The sequence below is a fragment of the Bradyrhizobium diazoefficiens genome, assembly GCF_016616885.1.
Lineage (GTDB): Bacteria > Pseudomonadota > Alphaproteobacteria > Rhizobiales > Xanthobacteraceae > Bradyrhizobium > Bradyrhizobium diazoefficiens_F.
This window is the reverse complement of record NZ_CP067102.1, coordinates 939,510-958,583: the sequence shown is the minus strand read 5'-3', so window position 1 is coordinate 958,583 and position 19,074 is coordinate 939,510. Positions and strand designations below refer to the sequence as shown.

Here is a 19,074-nt window from a genome sequence, read left to right as displayed (position 1 = left end):
AGAATTGACGTAGCTGATCGCTGCCCGCGAACGGATCGCACATCTTGTCAGTCGCGTCGAGATTGCGGCATTGGTGCACTCAATTGAGAGAATGCCACGCAGCCTTGCTGAAGTGCCGAAGATGGCCGACCATCACTGAGATGAATCTGCCAAAGTAGTGCTAGATGCCACCCTTCCTGGCAGCGGCTGCTGCCGCCGCGCTCCAGTTCTGATAAGGTCGCCGGAAGGTCGGGGTGCGGTCTTCCACTGAGGGCAGGGCGTCGAAGGGTTTGTGGGGTTCGGCCTGGTACCAGAAGGCGACGGAGGAGATGTCGTCGGAGCGGCGGTTGGCGTGGCCATGCTCGATCGTCACGCGGATGCGCTTCTGGAAGATGGCGGGGTCCTCGATGTGCCAGCGGTAGAGCGTCACCGGCTCGGTCCAGTTCGGCCCGCCTGCGGCGATGATGCCGTGATAGGGGCCGCTGTATTCCTGTGTCGGGCACCAGGCGGTGTTGAAATAGTCCTCGGTTCCCGTGCCGTGCAAGGTCGGCGGCCAGACGTCGTTGGCGCCGGGGCTGCTTTCGCCGCGCGGTTCGATCAGCGCTGCGTTCGGGCCGATGCGCGGATCGGGCTTCCTCACCGTATCCGGCACCGAGAGGCCCGGTTCGCCGTCGATGAAGATCATGTCGTCGCCCTCGCCGTACCAGTCCCAGACATCGGAGCGGCGGCGCGAATAGACGCTGAAGAGCACGCCGACATAGTGGCCGCGGCCTTCGGCCTCCAGGATCGTATAGTTGGCCTTGCCGTCCGTCGTCTCGCCGCCGAAGAGGAACTGCTCGTTGGTCAGGCCGGCCTCGCTTTCGCCTTCGGGGCGGGCCTGGCGATATTGCGCGTGAAAGCGGCCGAACCCGTCTTCCAGCGCTTCATGCAATTCGAGATCGACGTAATAATAGAAGAGCAGGTCGTGCTCGGCCTCGTTGGTGATCGTGAAGCGCATGTGGCTTGAAAAGGGCATCGGGAAATAGCAGTTGAACGCCTTGCCGTCCTCGGGGCTCGCCTGCATCGGCAGGCTGGCATAATTGCCGGTCTGCGCGTGGCCCATGCCGAAGAAATCGCCGATCGGCGCTTCGATGCTTGGATGGTCCTCGCCATCCCAATAGGCGCGCAACACGATCTTGCGCAGGAAGCTCTCGCTCTCGCAGGCAAGCGTAGCCCAGATATGGGTAACGACGCCGGAGCCCGCATGTTCGGCGATGACGACCGTTCTGCCCGGCTCGATATGCAGCCTGTCGTCGTTGCCGCCGGTGCGGTCGTAGCTCGAGAAGCGGCGCGTCTTCGCCGTCCTCAGTTTCGCAAGCCCGCGCAGCGGCGAAATGCCGGCCTGAGTCATCAAGGTCTCCTCTTCGATGGTTATTTCAAAGGTTATTTCAGGCCGCTGGTTTTCAGCGAATCCATGATCTGGCGCTGGAAGATGATGAAGAGCACGAGCGTCGGGATGGCGACGATCGTGGAGGCCGCCATCATGTAGTTCCACGAGGCGGAGTACTGGCTCTTGAAATTGGCGATGCCGACCTGCACCACCCAGAGGTCGGCCCTGGAGGCGACCGTCAGCGGCCAGAGGAAGGCATTCCAGTTGGCGAGGAAGAACAGGATGGCGAGCGCGGACATGATCGGCCGGCTGAGCGGCAGGATGATGCTCCAGTAGATCCGCCAGTAGCTGGCGCCGTCGACGATCGCCGCTTCCTCGATCTCGCGCGGCAGCGACAGGTAATATTGCCGGAGCAGGAAGATGCCGAAGGCATTGAAGATCGCCGGCACGATCAAGCCGGCATAGGTATTCAGCATGCCCATGGCGCGCACGATGACGAAGAGTGGCACGATGATGACGGGCAGCGACACAAGGAAGGTGGAAAAGATCGCCAGGAAGATGATCTCGCGCCCGGGAAAGCGTAGGCGCGCTAGCGCGTAACCCGCCATCGTGTGGAAGAATAGCGCGATCACGGTCACACTTGCCGAGACGAAAAAGCTGTTCGCCATGTAGCGGAGGAAGGGAACGCCGGTCAGCACATATTTGAAGTTTTCCAGTGTCGGCCGCTCGGGGAACAGATTGGCGGAGAAGGATTCGGCCGGTGTCTTGAAGGCGATCGAGACCATCCACAGCAACGGAAAGAGGATCATCAGCGCAAGGATCGCGGTGACCAGCATCCAGAGGATGCGCGCGATCGTCACCTGTGAGGACGAGGGATAGGAAGAAGAGCGGACCTCAGTCATAGGTGAAGCGGCCTCCCTTGGTCATGGCGAAGAAGATGGCGGTGACCAGCATCAGCACGATGACCAGCACCGAGGACATGGCGGCGGCATAGCCGAAGGCGCCGAAGGAAAAGGCCTGCTGGTAGATGTAGACGATCAGCACCGAGGTCGAATTGGCCGGTCCCCCCTTGGTCATCACATAGATGATGTCGAAGGCCTGGGCGCCGGCGACGGCTGCGACCATCGAGACCATCAGCACGAAGAAACTCGTGGGTTTGAGCAGCGGCAGGGTGACGTGCCAGAAGCAGTGGAAGGGGCCTGCGCCATCGATCGTCGCCGCCTCGTAATATTCCTTGGGGATGTCCTGCAGGCCGCCCAGGAAGATCAGCATGTAGAAGCCCATCAGAAACCAGAGGCTGACGAAAACCACCGTCACCAAGGCAAATTGTGGATCGCCGAGGAAGGAAATGCCGGCGATGCCGAGAAGCGGCGTCAGCTTATTGATGACGCCGATCTTGTCGACCACCATGAACTGCCAGACGACGGCCACGACGACGAGGCTCACCATATGCGGCGCGAAGAACATCGCTCGCATGATTGCATTGAAGCGGTTGGTTTTCTGCACGAGCAGCGCCAGCCCCAGCCCGCAGACATAGAGAAGCGGCACGAGCAGGACGGCATAGACCGCTGTGACGCGGACGGCCGACCAGAAGAGCGGATCCTTGGCCATGCGCACGAAATTCGCCATACCGACATAGCGATAGCCGCCGAAGCCGTTGACCTCGAAGACTGCCAGCACCAGCGAGAGCACCATCGGCAGGCCGAGAAAGATCAGAAGACCGATCGCATCCGGCAGGACGAAGAGATAGCCCGACAGCCATTCACGATGTTTGGCCGACAAGCGCCTGCGCGCGGCCTTTTTGCCTTGATCCGGCTTCTTTTGTTCCGGCCTCATACCTGCATCCGTGCTCGACTCCTGCCAGCCGCACGTGACGGCTCGCGTGCGGCTTGCTTCTGAGCTTTAAAGGATCGGCGCGCCGCTGTAGGAGGCGAGGAACGCGTCGAGCTGCCGCGATGCTGCGGTCGCCGTGTGCCGCGGATCGGCGCCGCCGAGCTGGGTCTGCTGGATCGCGTCGGAGATGATCTTGTAGACCTCGGGCGGAACGCGCGGTTCAGCCCTGGTGCCGGGGTAAATATCCCTGGCGAAGGTGCCTATATTGCCTTGCGTGAAGGCGGCACCGCCGGCCTTCAGCGCGCTGTTGCGCGGCGGCATGTCGGATTTCGCCTTGGTGCACCAGTCGGCGACGCGCTGGACGGACCCCTTGTCCATCGAGGCGAGCGCCCAGGCACAGAATTCCGCCGCCGCATCGGGGCTCTTGCCCTTGGCGTTGGCGACGAAGGCCCAGCCGCCGCCGACGGTCATATATTTTCCGTTGGCTGGCGTCGGCAGCCTGAACACGCCGTATTTGAAATCCTTGGCATTGCCCGCCAGCTGCGAGATGCCCCAGATGCCGACATTCTGGATGGCGCAATAACCGGCGGCAAGGTTGGCAATCGTGTCGTTGGCGCCATTGCCGAGCACCTGGCGCGGGGCCGCGCCGCTCTTGACGGCATCCTGCCAGAATTTCAGCGCCTGAACGGTGGCGGGTGAATCGAATGCGCTCTTGCCGTCATTCGACTGGAATTCGCCGCCGCCCTGCCAGAGGAACGGATACCAGGTGAAATTCTGGTAGTAGCCCGGCGTCGTCTCGAAGAGTACGCCGTAGCGGTTTGGCGTCGTCAGCTTCTTTGCGACTTCCAGCAGTTCGTCCCAGGTCTTGGGAACATCGTTCTCGTTGAGGCCGGCTTCCTCGAAGGCCTTGACGGAATAGTACATGGCCATTGGCTCGACTTCCATCGGGATACCGTAGATCTTGCCGTCCACCATGCGGTTGGCGATGACGGTTTCCGGGAAATCCGCCTTGGTGGCGGCGTCGATATGCGCTGTCAGGTCCTGCAGCACGCCGCCATTGTAATAGCGCAGGAAGTCGCCGGGCGAGATCAGGAAGATGTCGGGGCCTTCATTCGATGCGAAGGAGGTCGCGAGCTTCGGGCCGTTGATATATTCGGCGTTCGGAACATATTCGAGCTGCACCTTCTGCTTGTGGCTGTCGTTCCAGGCGCTGATCATCTGGGTGAACCAGTCGACCTGGCTGGCAACCTGGCCGCCGGGCGCGTAGAACTGCCAGAATTTCAGTGGTGCATCCTGCGCGCGCACGGCCATGCGGTTGATATATGGAAAGCCCGTCAGGCCGGCGGCAAGCCCGGCGCCGGTGAAAAGCGCGCCCTTGCGGATCAGCTGTCTGCGGGAAATGCCATTCCCTGGCGTTTTGATATCGGTCATGTCGTCCTCCCATTGGTGGACCTGCAGGCCGGCTCCGCTTCCGGCAGGCAGGCGGTTTTCGTCATGCGGTATCGAAATGCTGAAGGCTGCAGGAGATGATTTCCGAACGCGGCGGGCCATCATAACGGCCGGAAAGGCGATCGAGCAGCATGGTTGTGGCGCGCTCGGCGAGAGCCGAAGGCGGGCGGCCGACGCATGTCAGGCGCGGGCGCACATATTCGAGCTGCGTCTGGTCGCCGAAGACGGCAACTGCCATGTCCTCGGGAATCCTGATGCCGCGATCGTAGAATTCGGCAAGCGCGCCTGCGGCCATCAGGAAATTGGCAAAGAAGACCACGGAGGGCAGAGCGCCTGCGTGGCGCTCCAGCAGCCATTCGACCGCCGCCTTGCCCGAAGGCCCGAGATAGCTGCCTTCGAAGCGGAAGGCAGGATCCGGCTCGACGCCGCCATCGCGCAATCCCTGCTCGAATCCTGCCGCACGCGCCATGGCCTCGGCGAAGAAGGACGGGCCGGTGACATGGGCGGTGCGTTTATGTCCCCGGGAGGCGAGATACTGGCCCATGAGACGGCCGCCGCCGAAATCGTCGATCCTCAGGCTGTCGACCGCCTGGTTGGGCAGATCGCCGATGAAGACCGTCGGCAGATCGATGCCAACAAGCGCGTCGTGCATCTCATGCAAAGCGAAGTCACCGACGATCAGCCCGTCGATGCGGCGGTTGCGGATCTGGCGCAGATATTCCCGCCCGTGCTCCTGCGAATGGCCGCCCGGCACGTCGGTATTGAAAATCAGCATGTCGAGCCCGGCGGCTTCCAGCTCCGACTGCGCCGTCCTGACCAGTTCGGGATAGAAGGGGTTGCGGATATCGGGGATCAGCATCGCCACCAGATTGGTCTTACCGGTGCGCAGGCTCTGCGCCTGCGGGTTCGGCACGTAGCCAAGCTCCTCGACCGCCGCGAGCACCTTCTCACGCAGCGCCTGCGACACGCGATCGGCATGATTGAGCACATGCGACACCGTCGTCCGCGATACGCCTGCCTTTTCCGCTACCTTCGCTATCGTGCTCATGAGGGCATCAAAACACACAAAAAATCGATTTGCAAATCGATTTGCCGAATTCAGCTTGAGCCGAAGGTCGGCGGAACACATAGGAATTTGCGGTGCGAATTGCGGTGACAGTGCACTCAATTGAAAGTTGAGATTGCCGTGAGGTCTCGCTCAACCCAATTCGACGCGGGTCGCGTTGTGCTCGATATCGCTCGGCGCCGGCCCCAAACAAAAATGGCCCGCATCACGCGGGCCATTTTCGTCTCGGACCCGGTGAAGTCCGAATTTGGTTGCGGGGATAGGATTTGAACCTATGACCTTCAGGTTATGAGCCTGACGAGCTACCGGGCTGCTCCACCCCGCGTTAAACCGTTGCTTTGCCTTCGCTTAAATGCCGGGGACGGTGGATCAGGGCCGACGCCGTTGGCGTGGCTTGCTTCTCCCGTCCCGAAGGCTTCCCTGGAAGGCAATCCCGGGGCAACGCCCGTCGGGTGCGAGGGGTATGTACCAACCCGGACTGCCTTTGGAAAGGGCCGCGGGGACGTTTTTTTCGACTTTATGACAGGTCAGGTGCGCGGATTCCGGCCGATTTGCCCTGCACTTGCCAGAAGTTCCGCAAACCGCCAGCTTGCGGCAACAAAACAAGGGCGAAACGCCGATTTGGGAGGACCGCCTTGAACAATGCTTTAGACCGTCCCCTTGCGAGCACCCCGCTGGCGGCGCTCACCGACAGCTTCCAGGCCATGGTCGCGCGGTCGCGGGCCGAGCCGGCGCCTGATCTCGCAGAGCGGCTCGACCGGCTGGCGCGGCTGCGTGCCGTGGTCGCGGACAATGAAGAGCGTTTTCGGCAGGCGATCTCGGCCGATTTCGGCCATCGCTCGGCGGTCGAGACCACCTTTGCCGAAACAATGATGGTGTTCTCCGAGATCCGGCACGCGTCAAAGCACCTGAAGAGCTGGATGGCGCCGCAGCGCGTGGCGACTGCGCTGCAATTCCTTCCCGCGCGCAACCGGCTGATCCCGCAGCCGCTCGGAATCGTCGGCATCATCGCACCCTGGAATTATCCGCTGCAGCTCACGCTTGCGCCCGCGATCGGCGCCATCGCCGCCGGCAACCGCGTCATCATCAAGCCGAGCGACCTCGTGCCGCACTTTTCCGCGCTGTTGAAGGAGACGGTTGCACAGAAATTCGACACAACGGAGTTGCTCGTCACCGGCGTCGAGGACGAGATCGCAAAAGCCTTCGCACACCTGCCGTTCGATCACCTCGTCTTCACCGGCTCGACCCGGGTCGGACGGCTGGTCGCGGAAGCCGCGGGGCGCAATCTCACGCCTGTCACGCTCGAGCTCGGCGGCAAGTCGCCGGCGATCATCGATGTGTCAGCCGATCTCGACGAGGCAGCCGTGCGCATCGCCTACGGAAAACTGCTCAATGCCGGGCAGACCTGCATCGCGCCGGATTATGTGCTGGTTCCGGAGAGCGCGTTGCAGGCCTTCGCCGAAAAGGTGCGCACGCAGATGCGGCGCATGTTCGGCACCGATCCCGCCAACAAGGACTACACCTCGATCATTTCCGACCGTCACTATGCGCGGCTGGAAGGGCTGGTCGCGGATGCCGCGCGGCGCGGCGCAAAAATCCTGCAACCGGCCAAGGCGGACGATCCCAACTGGAAGGCGCACCGCAAATTCCCGCCGACGCTGATCGTCGGTGCGACCGAGGACATGGCGGCGATGCATGAGGAGATCTTTGGCCCGGTGCTGCCGGTGCTCGGCACCCGCGATCCGGCCGAGGCGATCGCCTTCATCAACAAGCGCGACCGGCCGCTCGCGCTGTACTGGTTCGGCAGGGATCGCGACGCGCGCGACGAGGTGCTGGCACGCACGGTCTCCGGCGGCGTCACCATCAACGACTGCCTGTTTCACTTCGCGCAAGCCAACCAGCCGATGGGCGGCGTCGGCGCCTCCGGCACCGGCGCCTATCACGGCGAATGCGGTTTCAACACGTTCAGCAAGCTGAAGCCGGTGTTCTATCGCTCAAAATTCAACCGCCTCGCCGACCTCTATCCGCCCTATGGCGGCAAGATCGCGCGGCTGGAGAAGATGATGCGGTTCATGTCGTAGCGACAGTTATTCCGGGGCGCGAGGAAGTCGCGTGCCCTGGAATGACAAAAAGCGGGGGAAACACGAGTGACCGACACATTCGATTTCGTCGTCGTGGGCGCGGGCTCCGGCGGTTGCGCGGTGGCGGGGCGGCTGTCGGAGGATGCGGCAACATCGGTGGCGCTGCTCGATGCCGGCGGGCGGAACGACAATTGGCGGATCACCACGCCGTTCGGGCTCGCTCTGCCCTACAAGGCAGCCAACTGGGCCTTCGATACCGTGCCGCAGAAGGGATTGAACGGCCGGATCGGCTATCAACCGCGCGGCAAGGGCCTCGGCGGCTCCTCGGCGATCAACGCCATGGTCTACATCCGCGGCCACAAATGGGATTACGATCACTGGGCCTCGCTCGGCAATGCCGGCTGGTCTTATGCGGACGTGCTGCCCTATTTCAAGCGCTCGGAGAACAACAGCGATTTCGACGGCGCGTATCACGGCAAGGGCGGCCCGCTGCATGTCAACAGGCTGCGCTCGGACAATCCGATCCATGACATCTTCCATCAGGCCGCGCGCGAAGCGCAGTTCCGCATCCGCGAGGACTTCAATGAAGAGGATCACGAAGGCCTCGGCAGCTACCAGGTGACGCAGCACAAGGGCGAGCGCTGGAGTGCGGCGCGCGCCTATCTGCAGCCCTACATTGACAAGCGCGCCAATCTGCGCGTCGAGACGGGGGCGCATGCCACGAAAATCCTGTTCGAGGGCGGGCGCGCGATCGGCATCGAATATGTGCAGGGCAGGCAGACGAAACAGCTGCGCGCACGCCGCGAGGTGATCCTCGCCGGCGGCGCCTTCCAGTCACCGCAACTGCTGATGCTGTCGGGCGTCGGCGATGGCGAGACGCTTCGTACGCACGGTATAAGCGTCACGCATCATCTGCCGGGCGCCGGGCGCAATCTGCAGGACCATCCCGATTTCGTGTTCGTCTACGCCTCCGACTATCCGCACTTCGTTCACTCGTCGCTTGGCCGATTGCCATCCCTGCTCCGCGCCATCCAGCGGTACCGCAGGGAGCGGCGCGGCCTGATGACCACCAATTTCGCCGAGTGTGGCGGCTTCCTGAAGACCCGACCCGACCTCGACGTGCCGGACATTCAGCTCCATTTCGTCATCGCGATGCTCGACGACCACGGCCGCAAAAAGCACAAGGACGCCGGCTTCTCATGCCATATCTGTCTGTTGCGGCCGAAGAGCCGCGGCGGCGTCTGGCTGAAAAGCGCAGACCCGCTCGCCGCACCCATGATCGATCCGAATTTTCTGGGCGAAGCGGAGGATCTCGAGGCGATGGTCGCGGGCTTCAAGACCACGCGATGGCTGATGGAGACGCCTGCGCTGCGCGCGTTGCAGACGAAGGACATGTTCACGTCAGATGTGAGAACGGACGACGACATCCGCGCCATCCTGCGCAATCGCGTCGACACCGTCTATCACCCCGTCGGCACCTGCAAGATGGGCACCGACGCGACGGCCGTGGTCGATCCCAAGCTGAAGGTGCACGGCGTGGAGGGCCTCCGCGTCGTCGACGCCTCGATCATGCCGACGCTGATCGGCGGCAACACCAATGCGCCGACCATCATGATCGGGGAGAAGGCCGCGGATATGATCCGGGCGGAGGTGCGGGCGAGTTAAGCGATGCTGTCTCCACATCGTCGTCCCGGCCTAGTGCGCGATTGCGCACGGGGGCCGAGACGACAACCAAAAAGATGGTTTCTTTACTGACGTCGCATAAATCCTGCTGCGCACAGTCCCGGGCCCGGAGCCAAGAAAAAATACAGATGATTTTAGCGATCTGAAACCGGAACGATCGCTTCAGCGTTCACTCGTTCCATCGGCAGGGTTGCGCTCATGAATAGTTTTGATCTCGCAGTCTATGCGGCGCTCGGCATCGCAATTGGTTTCGGATTCAGGACCGGCGTGCTCCGCAGCGCCATGACTATCCTCGCTTATCTTCTCGCCGCCCCCATCGCGGTCTCGCTGATGCCGATGATCGTTCCGCAGGTCGCCAGTAACCCGAACGGACCGCTATTTCAAAACTGGATCTGGTTCTTCGGCATCTTCCTGGTGGTCGGCATGTTGCTCGGATATATCGGCCGCTTCGTGCTGGACGACACGATCCGCGAGGCCGGCATCGGCGACCGCCTCGGCGGCGCCGCGCTCGGCGCCATCCGGGTCGGCCTCGTCGCCACCACGCTGGTGCTGGTGTTCGACCAGATCGTGCCGGCCAACCGCCAGCCGCCCTTCCTCGCCGGCTCGCATCTGCGGCCGCTGTTCTCGGCGCTCGGGCAGATGGGCTTCAAGTCCCTGCCGCCGGAGGCCGCCGCCGCGATCGACCGCATCAAGCAGGAGCGGCGCATCTGATCAGGCGCATTTGCATCGCCGCGCGGGCGCGCATGCATTTTGACGCGGGCACGTCCCTTATCACAGGCACTGATGTTGGCTAGAGTGCGGCCCGTCCAAAAACCTGCCTGACATTACGGGAGTGAAACAGTGGATCTTGGGATCAAAGGTCGCCGCGCCATCGTCTGCGCATCCAGCAAGGGCTTGGGGCGCGCCTGCGCCATCTCGCTGGCCGAAGCCGGCGTTGACGTCACGCTGACCGCGCGCGGCGCCGAAGCGTTGAAGAAGACGGCCGACGACATCCGCAAGGCCTATCCGAGCGTGAAGGTCACCGAGATCGTCGGCGACATCACGACGCCCACGGGCCGCGAAGCCGTGCTCAAGGCCTGCCCCGAGCCGGACATTCTGATCAACAATGCCGGCGGCCCGCCACCCGGCGATTTCCGCAACTGGACCCGCGACGACTGGATCAAGGCGATCGACGCCAACATGCTCACGCCGATCGAGCTGATCAAGTCCACCGTCGACGGCATGATGGCGCGTAAGTTCGGCCGCATCGTCAACATCACCTCGGCCGCGGTGAAGGCGCCGATCGACATTCTCGGCCTTTCCAACGGCGCCCGCGCCGGCCTCACCGGCTTCATCGCCGGCCTGTCGCGCAAGACCGTGATCAACAACGTCACCATCAACGGCCTGTTGCCGGGCCCGTTCGAGACCGACCGCCTGACCGGCACCGCGAAGGCCGAGGCCGACAAGCGCGGCACGACGCCCGAGCAGATTTTGGCCGAGCGCGCGAAACTCAATCCGGCCGGCCGCTTCGGCCAGCCCGACGAGTTCGGCTATGCCTGCGCCTTCCTGTGCGGCGCCAAGGCCGGCTTCATCACCGGCCAGAACATCTTGCTCGACGGCGGCGCCTTCCCCGGCACGCTGTGAGAGCGGTGGGACCCCTTGAGTGAGAGCGGTGGGACCCCTTGAGTGAGAGCGGTGGGACCCCTTGACCTCTCCCGCAAGCGGGAGAGGTTACAGCGCGACGGCCGCACGATCGTCTTGCCCCCAACGTGCTCTACGAGACCGGCGTCGTCCGGTCGTCGCTCCAGTCGATGCCAAGCTCGTCCATGCCGTCGGCGAGGAAATCGCCCAGCATCGGCTCACCCAGCAAATACTGCACCGCTTCGCGCCGCGGTGCCTTGAATTCGGCGCGGGCCTCAGCAGCGCGGGCACGCAGATCATCCCAATCATCCGCCTCACCGTCTCCGCGGCCGATCCACATCAACGTGACCAGGTCGATCTGCTCGTCCTCGTTCATGGCTCGGATGAACCCGGCGAGCTCGGCTGCGACCGGATCGGAATTGGTGTCTTCCAGCACGTCAATCTCGTCATCGTCGGAGGGATTGGACCCCGAATCGGAATCGGTGGCCACGTCCTTGACGTCGAATTCGCGGGCCTTCTCGATGATGAAGGCGACCTTCTCGGCGGAAATGGCAAGCTCAGGCATGGGCTCCCCCTTTCGGATCTCGATGGGTTCCTGCGATAACGCAACATCACGACAGATGATCCATTGCGTTCGAGGGCGGAAGATCGCATCTTTCGCGAAAAGCAGGAAAATGAGAGGCACGCCGGATGCCGTGGAAGGTCGGCCGAGTCAAAATCACTGAGGTGGTGGAATTGGAAACGGTCGGCTCGACCCGCTTCATCCTGCCTCAGGCCAGCAACAACGAGATCCGGAAGCTGCCATGGCTGATCCCGCATTTCGCCACCGAAGAGGGCCGGCTGAAAATGTCGATCCATTCGCTGGTGGTGGAGACGCCATCGCAACGGATCGTGGTCGATACCGGGCTCGGCAACGACAAGCAGGGCCGCAAGGTCCCGATCTGGAATAACCGCAACACGCCGTTCCTGGAGATGATGGCGGCGGAGGGCTTCGAGCCCGACAGCATCGACACCGTGCTGTGCACCCATCTTCACGTCGACCATGTCGGCTGGAATACGAAGCTTGTCGACGGCAAATGGGTGCCGGCCTTCCCAAAGGCGCGTTACGTGTTCGGCCGCACCGAATACGAGCATTGGCGCGACCACTCGACCGAACCGGACAAGCAGGCCGTCTTTAACGATTCCGTGAAGCCGATCATCGATGCCGACCGCGCCGATCTGATCCCGAGTGACCACCGGCTCAGCGACGAGATCAGCATGATCCCAACGCCCGGCCACAGTCCCGGCCATATGAGCATTTTGATCCAGTCGGACGGCGAACAGGGGCTGCTGACCGGCGACGTCGCCCATCACCCCTGCCAGATGGCGCATCTCGGCTGGTCCTCCACCGCGGATTCCGACCAGGCCCAATCGGCCGCGACGAGGACCGCACTGTTCGGCCGGTTTGCCGATACGCCGACGCTGGTGATCGGCGGGCATTTCTCGGCCGGGCATATCCGGCGGGAGGGCGACGCGTTCAGGTTTGTGGCGCTGGCCTAGATCTCGTGCCCCGGATACTGCGCAGCACGAAGTGATGCACTGCTGATCCGGGGCCCACGATTGTGGCAATCTGGGTCCCGGCTCTGCGCCGCACCGCTTCGCGCTGCGTCGCGTCCGGGACACGAGAGCAACGACCCCACCCGTCGAATCCAGAAGCCTGCAATGCGCTTCATTTTGAGCGGTTGAATTTCCCGCCGCGCTGTTCCATGAAGCTATTTAACCGATCAGACCATCCCAAGGGAGAAACGAGAATGAAGCTTGTTCGTTACGGCGAAAAGGGTGCGGAAAAACCTGGCCTGATCGACAAATCAGGCCAGTTGCGCGACCTGTCGGCGCACGTGAAGGACCTCACCGGCGAGGCCTATTCGCCGGACTCGCTGAAGAAGTTCGCCGCTATCGACCCGGCCTCGCTGCCCGCCGTCTCCGGCAAGCCGCGCTTCGGCGCGCCCGTCACCGGCATCTCGAAATTCGTCGCGATCGGCCTCAACTACAGCGACCACGCCAAGGAGACCGGCGCCGCCATTCCGACCGAGCCGATCATCTTCATGAAGGCCAACACCTCGCTGTCCGGCCCGAACGACAAGGTCGAGAAACCGCGCGGCTCGACCAAGCTCGACTGGGAAGTCGAGATCGCCGCGATCATCGGCACCCAGGCAAAATACATCTCGGAAGCCGATGCGCTGAACTACGTCGCCGGCTATTGCGTCTGCAACGACGTCTCCGAGCGCAACTTCCAGACCGAGCGCCTGGGTCAGTGGACCAAGGGCAAGTCGCACGACACGTTCGGCCCGGTCGGCCCCTGGCTCGCCACGAAGGACGAGATCAAGGACGTGCAGAACCTGTCGATGTGGCTCGACGTCAACGGCCAGCGCCGCCAGACCGGCTCGACCAAGACCATGATCTTCTCGATGGCCAAGTGCATCTCCTATGTCTCGCAGTTCATGACCCTGCTGCCGGGCGACATCATCACCACCGGCACCCCGCCCGGCGTCGGCCTCGGCATGAAGCCGCCGACCTTCCTCAATGTCGGCGACGTCGTGACGCTCGGCATCGAAGGCCTCGGCGAGCAGCGCCAGGAGATCGTTGCGGCGTAAGTCTCCGGCCTCTCCCCGTCATTGCGAGGAGCTCGTGACAAAATTGCGAAGCAATTTTGCACTGAAAGCGACGAAGCAATCCAGACTATTTCCGCAGAGACAGCCTGGATTGCTTCGCTTCGCGCGCAATGACGAAAAGCCAATTGCCGGTCATCCCGTAGGACATTCCGCCATGAAACTCTCCTTCTCCGCCGCCTCGCCCTTCGCCCGCAAGGTGCGCATCGCCGCGATCGAGCTCGGGCTGATCGACAAGATCGAATTCACGCCCGCAACCGTCGCGCCCGGCACGGCCAACGAGGACTATTCGCGCATCACGCCGCTGAAGAAGCTGCCGGTGCTGATCACTGATGACGGCGACGTCATCCTGGATTCCTACGTGATCGTCGAATATCTCAACGAGATGGCCGGCGGCAGCCTGATCCCGGATTACGGTCCGCGGCGCTGGAAGGCCAAGACCAATCATTCGCTGATCAATGGCATGCTCGATTCCATGTTGCTGTGCCGCTACGAGAAGATGGTGCGGCCGCAGGGCCTGCAATGGCGGGTTTCGTTCGGTGACGCTGATGAGCGCGCCGTTCGGCGGAGCGCCGCCGTTGCCCTTCAACACGGTCGATCGTCCCGCGAAGCCTGCGGTCGAAGACCCCGTGCATCGCGAGCTCGCGGCGCTGCCGCGCCCGCGCATCCACTATCAATGGTACTATGCGACGCGTGCGGCCAACGCCGACATGCAGCACGCGCCGCAAGGCGTGCATGATTTCCTGCGCGCCTATTATCATCACAAGAGCGCGGACTGGATCGACAACAAGCCTTATCCGCTGAAATCGTGGTCTGCAGACGAGCTCGCCAAGCTGCCGACCTACTACGTGATGGACCTCGGTGAGACCATGGCCGAGACGGTCGCGAAGGAGATGCCCTCGCCGGCCGCGATCGCCGCCAATCGATGGCTGCCGGACAGCGACCTCGCCTACTACAGCGGCGAATATGGCCGCACCGGATTCCAGGGCGGTCTGCAATGGTATCGCTACGGCACGTCAGGCATGCTCAACACCGAGATGCAGCTGTTTGCGGGACGCAGCATCGACGTGCCCTCCTGCTTCATCTCGGGCAAGCAGGATTGGGGCACTTATCAACGCCCCGGCGTGTTCGAGGCGATGCAGGGGCACGGCTGCACCAAAATGCTCGGTTGCCATCTCGTCGATGGCGCCGGCCATTGGGTCCAGCAGGAGCAGCCCGCCGAGGTCAGCCGGCTGCTGCTCGACTTCCTGGAAAAGGCCCGCACCGCCTGATTTGACGCGGGAACCGTAGCGCCCTATATAGTTTAGAACTATTCTAAACTAATGAAAACAGGGCCGTCGTGAAGAATTTTGCCGATCTGACCGAGCGCGAGGTGCTTGCGGTCGCGATCTCCTCCGAGGAGGAGGACAGCCGCATCTATATGAGCTTCGCCGAGGACCTCCGGGAACGATATCCCGACACGGCCAAGATCTTCGAGGAGATGGCCGAGGAAGAGCGCGGCCACCGTCATCGCCTGCTGCTGCTCTATGAAGAGCGTTTCGGACAGCACCTGCCGCCGATCCGCCGCGAGGACGTCAAAGGCTTTCTGCGCCGGCGCCCGATCTGGCTGGCGAAAAACCTGCCGCTCGACACGATCCGCAAAGTGGTCGAGACCATGGAGCTCCAGGCCGAGCGCTTCTACGCGCGCGCCGCCGAGCAGGCCGAGGATGTCGGCGTGCGCCGGCTGCTCGGCGACCTTGCTGAAGAAGAGAAACATCACGAGAACCGCGCGGTCACGCTGACCGACGAAATCCTCAAGCCCGACGTCCGCGCCGAGGAAGACCGCACGCGGCGGCGGATGTTCGTGCTGCAATATGTGCAGCCGGGCCTCGCCGGCCTGATGGACGGCTCGGTCTCTACGCTGGCGCCGCTGTTCGCAGCGGCCTTCGCCACGCACCAGAACTGGCAGACGTTTCTCGTCGGCCTCGCCGCCTCGATCGGCGCCGGCATCAGCATGGGATTTGCGGAAGCGCTATCCGACGACGGCTCGCTGACGGGACGCGGCTCGCCCTGGCTGCGCGGCATCACCTGCGGCGCGATGACGACGCTCGGCGGGCTCGGCCATACCATGCCCTATCTCGTGCCGGACGCATGGCCCAACGCATTCTGGATCGCGACCGCCATCGCCGGCATCGTCGTGTTCTTCGAATTGTGGGCGATCGCCTTCATCCGCGCGCGCTACATGGACACGCCGTTCCTGCAGGCGGTATTCCAGATCGTGCTCGGCGGCGCCATCGTGCTGGCGGTTGGCATCTTGATCGGCGCGGCCTAGGGACAACCGCGATGAAGAGGCATCTTGCATCCACGGTCGCGGCCGCAAGCCTGACTTGCGCATTGCTCCTGATCGCCTCAGGCGAGACCGCACGCGCCACCGACGAGATCCAGGTCTATAACGCCGGGATTGCCGATGTCGGGCAGTTCACGATTCAGCAGCACCTCAACTATGTCGCGATCGGACAGAAGGACCCGCCGTTCCCTGGCGGCTTCCCGTCCAACCATAGCCTCAATGGCACGCCGGAATTCGCCTACGGCATGACCGACTGGTGGGAGCTCGGGCTCTATCTGCCATTCGCCGTGCAGGACCGGCAATTCCTGTCTGACGCCTTCAAGCTGCGCACGCTGTTCGTCTCGCCGCATGCGGAGCAGCAGAATCTCTTCTATGGCGTGAATTTCGAGCTGAGCTATGAGATGCCCAAATTCGCGCAAACGCGATGGGGACTGGAGATCCGCCCGATCATCGGCGTGCGCAATTCGCAATATGAGTTCATCGTCAACCCGATCGTCGATATCGGCTTCGGCAGCAAGGGCGAGGCCGATTTCGCGCCCGCCGCCCGGCTGGCACGCAACTTCGGCAACGATTTGTTCGCCGGCTTCGAATATTACGCCGACTTCGGCGAGATCGGGAATTTCAGCAAGCTTCCCGACCAGCAGCATACGCTGTTTGCCGTCACCGATTTCAAGGCCGGTGTGTTCGATGTGAACTTCGGTGTCGGCTACGGGTTGACGCCGGCGTCTGACCGGTTCGTGGTCAAGACGATCATCGGCTACGCTTTCTCCGTGCCGGGTCAGAAACCGGACGCCAACATGCGGATGAGCAGCGGGCCCGTCAATCCGTTTATCCATGCTGCCGCGCGCGGCTTCCAACCCTGACCGCGCCGAAGTCCAACGCCAGGATCCTCATGACCATCCGCCTTCAATACGGCACTCCCGCCAAGATCTTTCACTGGCTCATCGTCGCGTTGCTCGCCCTGCAATACCCGATCGGCTGGTTCATGCCGGATATCCATCCGGGCATGAGCCCTGGCGCCGGCATGACGTTTCACCTGTCGATTGGAATGATAATCCTGGCGCTGACGGCTCTCCGCCTGCTCTGGCGTCTCATCCATCCCGTCGCGCCTGAGAGCTCTCTTCCCGCCTGGCAGCGCTTGTCTTCGGAGGCCATACACTGGCTGCTTTACGCGTTGGTGCTGGCGACGACGATCTCGGGCTGGCTGTTTGCGTCCTTCCGCGGATGGCCTGTTTCGTTCTTCTATTTTGTGCCAATGCCGATGCTCGCGTCCGGCAACGCAGCCGCCGGCCGGGCCATCGACGGTCTCCACCAGGCGATGGAATGGGCGCTGCTCATCACCATCGGCATTCACATCGCAGCCGCGTTCGTGCACATCTTCATCTATCGCGACCGCGTGATGCAGCGAATGTTGCCCGGGTAGCGTTCCGGGCAGATCAATCGCGATCAAACGGCGGTTGCGGCATTCCGCCAAACTGCGCATCATCCCTCCAGTGAAGCGCAGGAGCATGCTGTGGCGAAATCGGAATGGAGTTACAAGAGCGCGGTCGAGCTGTCGGCCGCTTTGACGGCGAAGAAGGTCTCCGCCGTCGAGCTCACGCAGGATGCGATCGATCGCATCGAACGGCACGACGGCAAGGTCAACGCGATTTGCGTCCGGGATTTTGATCGCGCGCTCGACGCGGCGCGTGCAGCTGACGCGGCCCTTGCCCGTGGCGAGCGCAAGCCGCTGCTCGGCCTGCCGATGACGGTGAAGGAATCCTACAATATCGCCGGCCTGCCCACGACCTGGGGCAATCCCGCGCACAAGGATTTTATTGCCAAGGAAGATTCGCTGCCGGTGATGCGGGTGAAGGACGCCGGCACCATCGTGCTCGGCAAGACCAACGTGCCGCTCTCACTCGCCGACTGGCAGAGCTACAACGACGTCTACGGCACCACCAACAACCCCTATGACCTCGGCCGCACGCCGGGCGGCTCCTCCGGCGGCTCGTCGGCGGCGCTCGCCGCGGGTTACGGCCCGGTCTCACTCGGCTCGGATATCGGCGGCTCCTTGCGCGTGCCGGCGTTCCATTGCGGCGTCTACGCGCACAAGCCGACCTTCGATCTGTTGCCGTCTCGCGGCCACACTGTACCGCCGGCTCCGTCACTAGCCTATGAGCGCGATCTCGCCGTGATCGGCCCGATGGCGCGTAGCGCCGGCGATCTATCCCTGCTGCTCGACGTCATGGCCGGGCCCGACCCGCTCGACGACGGCAAGGCCTACAGGCTCGAGCTGCCCGCCGCGCGTCACGGCTCGCTGAGAGATTTCCGCGTCCTCCTGATCGAGACCGATCCGGTGCTGCCGACCGACACCGCGGTGCGCGGAAGCATCAACACGCTCGCCGACAATCTCGCCAGAGCCGGCGTCAAGATCGAGCGCAGCAGTCCGCTGCTGCCGGATTTCGCGGCGTCCTCGCGGCTCTATATGCGCATGCTGCTGTCGTTTCTCGGCGCCAGCTTCTCGCCCGAATTCTACGCAGGCGCAGTTGCAGCAGCAGCCACATTGCCGGCCAGCAACAACAGCCTGCAGGCCGAGCGGCTGCGCGGCATCGCGCTCAGCCATCGCGACTGGGTGATCGCGAGCGTCGGCCGGACCCGGCTGCGCGCACAATGGCGCGAGCTGTTCAAATCCTTCGATGCAGTGATCTGTCCGGTGATGCCGACGCCGGCCTATCCTCACGATCACGCGGAAGACCAGGAGCAACGCCGCATCCTGATCGACGGCAAGGAGCACGTCTATACCGACCAGCTCGCCTGGCCCGGCATCGCCACGCTGCCCGGCCTGCCCTCGACCGCGATCCCGACCGGGTTCGCGCCGGATGGGCTGCCGGTCGGCGTCCAGATCGTCGGCCCGTGGCTGGAGGACCGGACGCCGCTGAAGCTGGCCGAATTGATCGAGCGCGAGTTCGGCGGATTCGTGCCGCCGAAGATGTTTGACGATTAATGCCGCCGTCATTGCGAGCGAAGCGAAGCAATCC

Annotated in this window: 18 protein-coding genes and 1 tRNA gene; 12 read left to right on the top strand and 7 right to left on the bottom strand. The window is 63.1% G+C overall.

Annotated features, from left to right (window positions below):
• Positions 1 to 160 precede the first annotated feature (160 nt).
• The 6 genes from JJC00_RS04430 to JJC00_RS04405 all read right to left on the bottom strand — a co-directional run bounded on the left by JJC00_RS04430 (position 161) and on the right by JJC00_RS04405 (position 6,021).
• Positions 161 to 1,369, bottom strand: a complete 1,209-nt coding sequence (locus JJC00_RS04430) for a glycoside hydrolase family 172 protein (RefSeq protein WP_200471533.1) — start codon at positions 1,367 to 1,369, stop codon at positions 161 to 163.
• A gap of 32 nt (positions 1,370 to 1,401) precedes the next feature.
• Positions 1,402 to 2,250 (bottom strand): carbohydrate ABC transporter permease, encoded by an 849-nt coding sequence (locus tag JJC00_RS04425; RefSeq protein WP_200471532.1) that lies wholly within the window; start codon positions 2,248 to 2,250, stop codon positions 1,402 to 1,404.
• Positions 2,243 to 3,184 carry a carbohydrate ABC transporter permease gene (locus JJC00_RS04420; RefSeq protein ID WP_200471531.1) on the bottom strand — a complete coding sequence of 314 codons (942 nt, stop codon included), beginning with the start codon at positions 3,182 to 3,184 and terminating at the stop codon, positions 2,243 to 2,245. The genes JJC00_RS04425 and JJC00_RS04420 overlap by 8 nt, the downstream gene beginning before the upstream one ends.
• Before the next feature lie 66 nt (positions 3,185 to 3,250).
• A complete protein-coding gene (locus JJC00_RS04415; RefSeq protein ID WP_200471530.1) occupies positions 3,251 to 4,612 on the bottom strand; it encodes an ABC transporter substrate-binding protein in 1,362 nt (453 codons plus the stop codon).
• A 61-nt stretch (positions 4,613 to 4,673) separates the two neighbouring features.
• Positions 4,674 to 5,678, bottom strand: coding sequence for a LacI family DNA-binding transcriptional regulator (locus JJC00_RS04410; RefSeq protein ID WP_200471529.1), 1,005 nt, complete (start codon positions 5,676 to 5,678; stop codon positions 4,674 to 4,676).
• A 266-nt stretch (positions 5,679 to 5,944) separates the two neighbouring features.
• A tRNA-Met gene (locus tag JJC00_RS04405) sits at positions 5,945 to 6,021 on the bottom strand.
• 379 nt (positions 6,022 to 6,400) lie between these two features.
• On the opposite strand from JJC00_RS04405, the gene JJC00_RS04400 reads away from it, so the two are divergent.
• From JJC00_RS04400 to JJC00_RS04385, 4 genes are all read left to right on the top strand, one after another.
• On the top strand, positions 6,401 to 7,777 hold the full coding sequence (locus tag JJC00_RS04400) for a coniferyl aldehyde dehydrogenase (protein WP_433996541.1): 1,377 nt from the start codon (positions 6,401 to 6,403) through the stop codon (positions 7,775 to 7,777).
• 66 nt (positions 7,778 to 7,843) lie between these two features.
• The gene (locus tag JJC00_RS04395; protein WP_200471527.1) at positions 7,844 to 9,442 is read left to right on the top strand and encodes a GMC family oxidoreductase; all 1,599 of its coding nucleotides are present in this window, start codon (positions 7,844 to 7,846) and stop codon (positions 9,440 to 9,442) included.
• Positions 9,443 to 9,658: 216 nt separating this feature from the next.
• Complete coding sequence (locus JJC00_RS04390; protein ID WP_200471526.1) at positions 9,659 to 10,171, top strand: CvpA family protein; 513 nt, start codon at positions 9,659 to 9,661, stop codon at positions 10,169 to 10,171.
• Between the two features lie 129 nt (positions 10,172 to 10,300).
• Entirely contained in the window at positions 10,301 to 11,083 is a 783-nt protein-coding gene (locus JJC00_RS04385; RefSeq protein ID WP_200471525.1) for an SDR family oxidoreductase, read from the top strand.
• A 130-nt stretch (positions 11,084 to 11,213) separates the two neighbouring features.
• On the opposite strand, the gene JJC00_RS04380 is transcribed toward JJC00_RS04385, so the two are convergent.
• Complete coding sequence (locus JJC00_RS04380; protein WP_200471524.1) at positions 11,214 to 11,645, bottom strand: DUF3775 domain-containing protein; 432 nt, start codon at positions 11,643 to 11,645, stop codon at positions 11,214 to 11,216.
• 125 nt (positions 11,646 to 11,770) lie between these two features.
• Here JJC00_RS04380 and JJC00_RS04375 point away from each other — a divergent pair, with 125 nt between their 5' ends.
• The 8 genes from JJC00_RS04375 to JJC00_RS04340 all read left to right on the top strand — a co-directional run bounded on the left by JJC00_RS04375 (position 11,771) and on the right by JJC00_RS04340 (position 19,040).
• Positions 11,771 to 12,619 (top strand): MBL fold metallo-hydrolase, encoded by an 849-nt coding sequence (locus JJC00_RS04375; protein WP_200471523.1) that lies wholly within the window; start codon positions 11,771 to 11,773, stop codon positions 12,617 to 12,619.
• A gap of 251 nt (positions 12,620 to 12,870) precedes the next feature.
• Positions 12,871 to 13,713, top strand: a complete 843-nt coding sequence (locus JJC00_RS04370; protein ID WP_200471522.1) for a fumarylacetoacetate hydrolase family protein — start codon at positions 12,871 to 12,873, stop codon at positions 13,711 to 13,713.
• Between the two features lie 172 nt (positions 13,714 to 13,885).
• Positions 13,886 to 14,467, top strand: a complete 582-nt coding sequence (locus JJC00_RS37770) for a glutathione S-transferase N-terminal domain-containing protein (RefSeq protein WP_246774084.1) — start codon at positions 13,886 to 13,888, stop codon at positions 14,465 to 14,467.
• Positions 14,439 to 14,999, top strand: coding sequence for an alpha/beta fold hydrolase (locus JJC00_RS04360; RefSeq protein WP_246774083.1), 561 nt, complete (start codon positions 14,439 to 14,441; stop codon positions 14,997 to 14,999). Before JJC00_RS37770 ends, JJC00_RS04360 begins: the two co-directional genes overlap by 29 nt.
• A 68-nt stretch (positions 15,000 to 15,067) precedes the next feature.
• A complete protein-coding gene (gene mbfA / locus JJC00_RS04355) occupies positions 15,068 to 16,039 on the top strand; it encodes an iron exporter MbfA (RefSeq protein ID WP_200471521.1) in 972 nt (323 codons plus the stop codon).
• Positions 16,040 to 16,050: 11 nt separating this feature from the next.
• The gene (locus JJC00_RS04350) at positions 16,051 to 16,917 is read left to right on the top strand and encodes a hypothetical protein (protein WP_246774082.1); all 867 of its coding nucleotides are present in this window, start codon (positions 16,051 to 16,053) and stop codon (positions 16,915 to 16,917) included.
• A gap of 29 nt (positions 16,918 to 16,946) precedes the next feature.
• On the top strand, positions 16,947 to 17,477 hold the full coding sequence (locus JJC00_RS04345) for a cytochrome b (RefSeq protein ID WP_200471520.1): 531 nt from the start codon (positions 16,947 to 16,949) through the stop codon (positions 17,475 to 17,477).
• A gap of 90 nt (positions 17,478 to 17,567) precedes the next feature.
• The gene (locus JJC00_RS04340; RefSeq protein WP_200471519.1) at positions 17,568 to 19,040 is read left to right on the top strand and encodes an amidase; all 1,473 of its coding nucleotides are present in this window, start codon (positions 17,568 to 17,570) and stop codon (positions 19,038 to 19,040) included.
• Positions 19,041 to 19,074: the final 34 nt, after the last annotated feature.

Excerpts from the sequence above, each read along its gene's own strand:
- JJC00_RS04430 (WP_200471533.1), bottom strand. The coding sequence starts at position 1,369 with ATGACTCAGGCCGGCATTTCGCCGCTGCGCGGGCTTGCGAAACTGAGG.
- JJC00_RS04425 (WP_200471532.1), bottom strand. The coding sequence starts at position 2,250 with ATGACTGAGGTCCGCTCTTCTTCCTATCCCTCGTCCTCACAGGTGACG.
- JJC00_RS04420 (WP_200471531.1), bottom strand. The coding sequence starts at position 3,184 with ATGAGGCCGGAACAAAAGAAGCCGGATCAAGGCAAAAAGGCCGCGCGC.
- JJC00_RS04415 (WP_200471530.1), bottom strand. The coding sequence starts at position 4,612 with ATGACCGATATCAAAACGCCAGGGAATGGCATTTCCCGCAGACAGCTG.
- JJC00_RS04410 (WP_200471529.1), bottom strand. The coding sequence starts at position 5,678 with ATGAGCACGATAGCGAAGGTAGCGGAAAAGGCAGGCGTATCGCGGACG.
- JJC00_RS04400 (WP_433996541.1), top strand. The coding sequence starts at position 6,401 with ATGGTCGCGCGGTCGCGGGCCGAGCCGGCGCCTGATCTCGCAGAGCGG.
- JJC00_RS04390 (WP_200471526.1), top strand. The coding sequence starts at position 9,659 with ATGAATAGTTTTGATCTCGCAGTCTATGCGGCGCTCGGCATCGCAATT.
- JJC00_RS04380 (WP_200471524.1), bottom strand. The coding sequence starts at position 11,645 with ATGCCTGAGCTTGCCATTTCCGCCGAGAAGGTCGCCTTCATCATCGAG.
- JJC00_RS04375 (WP_200471523.1), top strand. The coding sequence starts at position 11,771 with ATGCCGTGGAAGGTCGGCCGAGTCAAAATCACTGAGGTGGTGGAATTG.
- JJC00_RS04370 (WP_200471522.1), top strand. The coding sequence starts at position 12,871 with ATGAAGCTTGTTCGTTACGGCGAAAAGGGTGCGGAAAAACCTGGCCTG.
- JJC00_RS37770 (WP_246774084.1), top strand. The coding sequence starts at position 13,886 with ATGAAACTCTCCTTCTCCGCCGCCTCGCCCTTCGCCCGCAAGGTGCGC.
- JJC00_RS04360 (WP_246774083.1), top strand. The coding sequence starts at position 14,439 with ATGCAGCACGCGCCGCAAGGCGTGCATGATTTCCTGCGCGCCTATTAT.
- JJC00_RS04350 (WP_246774082.1), top strand. The coding sequence starts at position 16,051 with ATGAAGAGGCATCTTGCATCCACGGTCGCGGCCGCAAGCCTGACTTGC.
- JJC00_RS04345 (WP_200471520.1), top strand. The coding sequence starts at position 16,947 with ATGACCATCCGCCTTCAATACGGCACTCCCGCCAAGATCTTTCACTGG.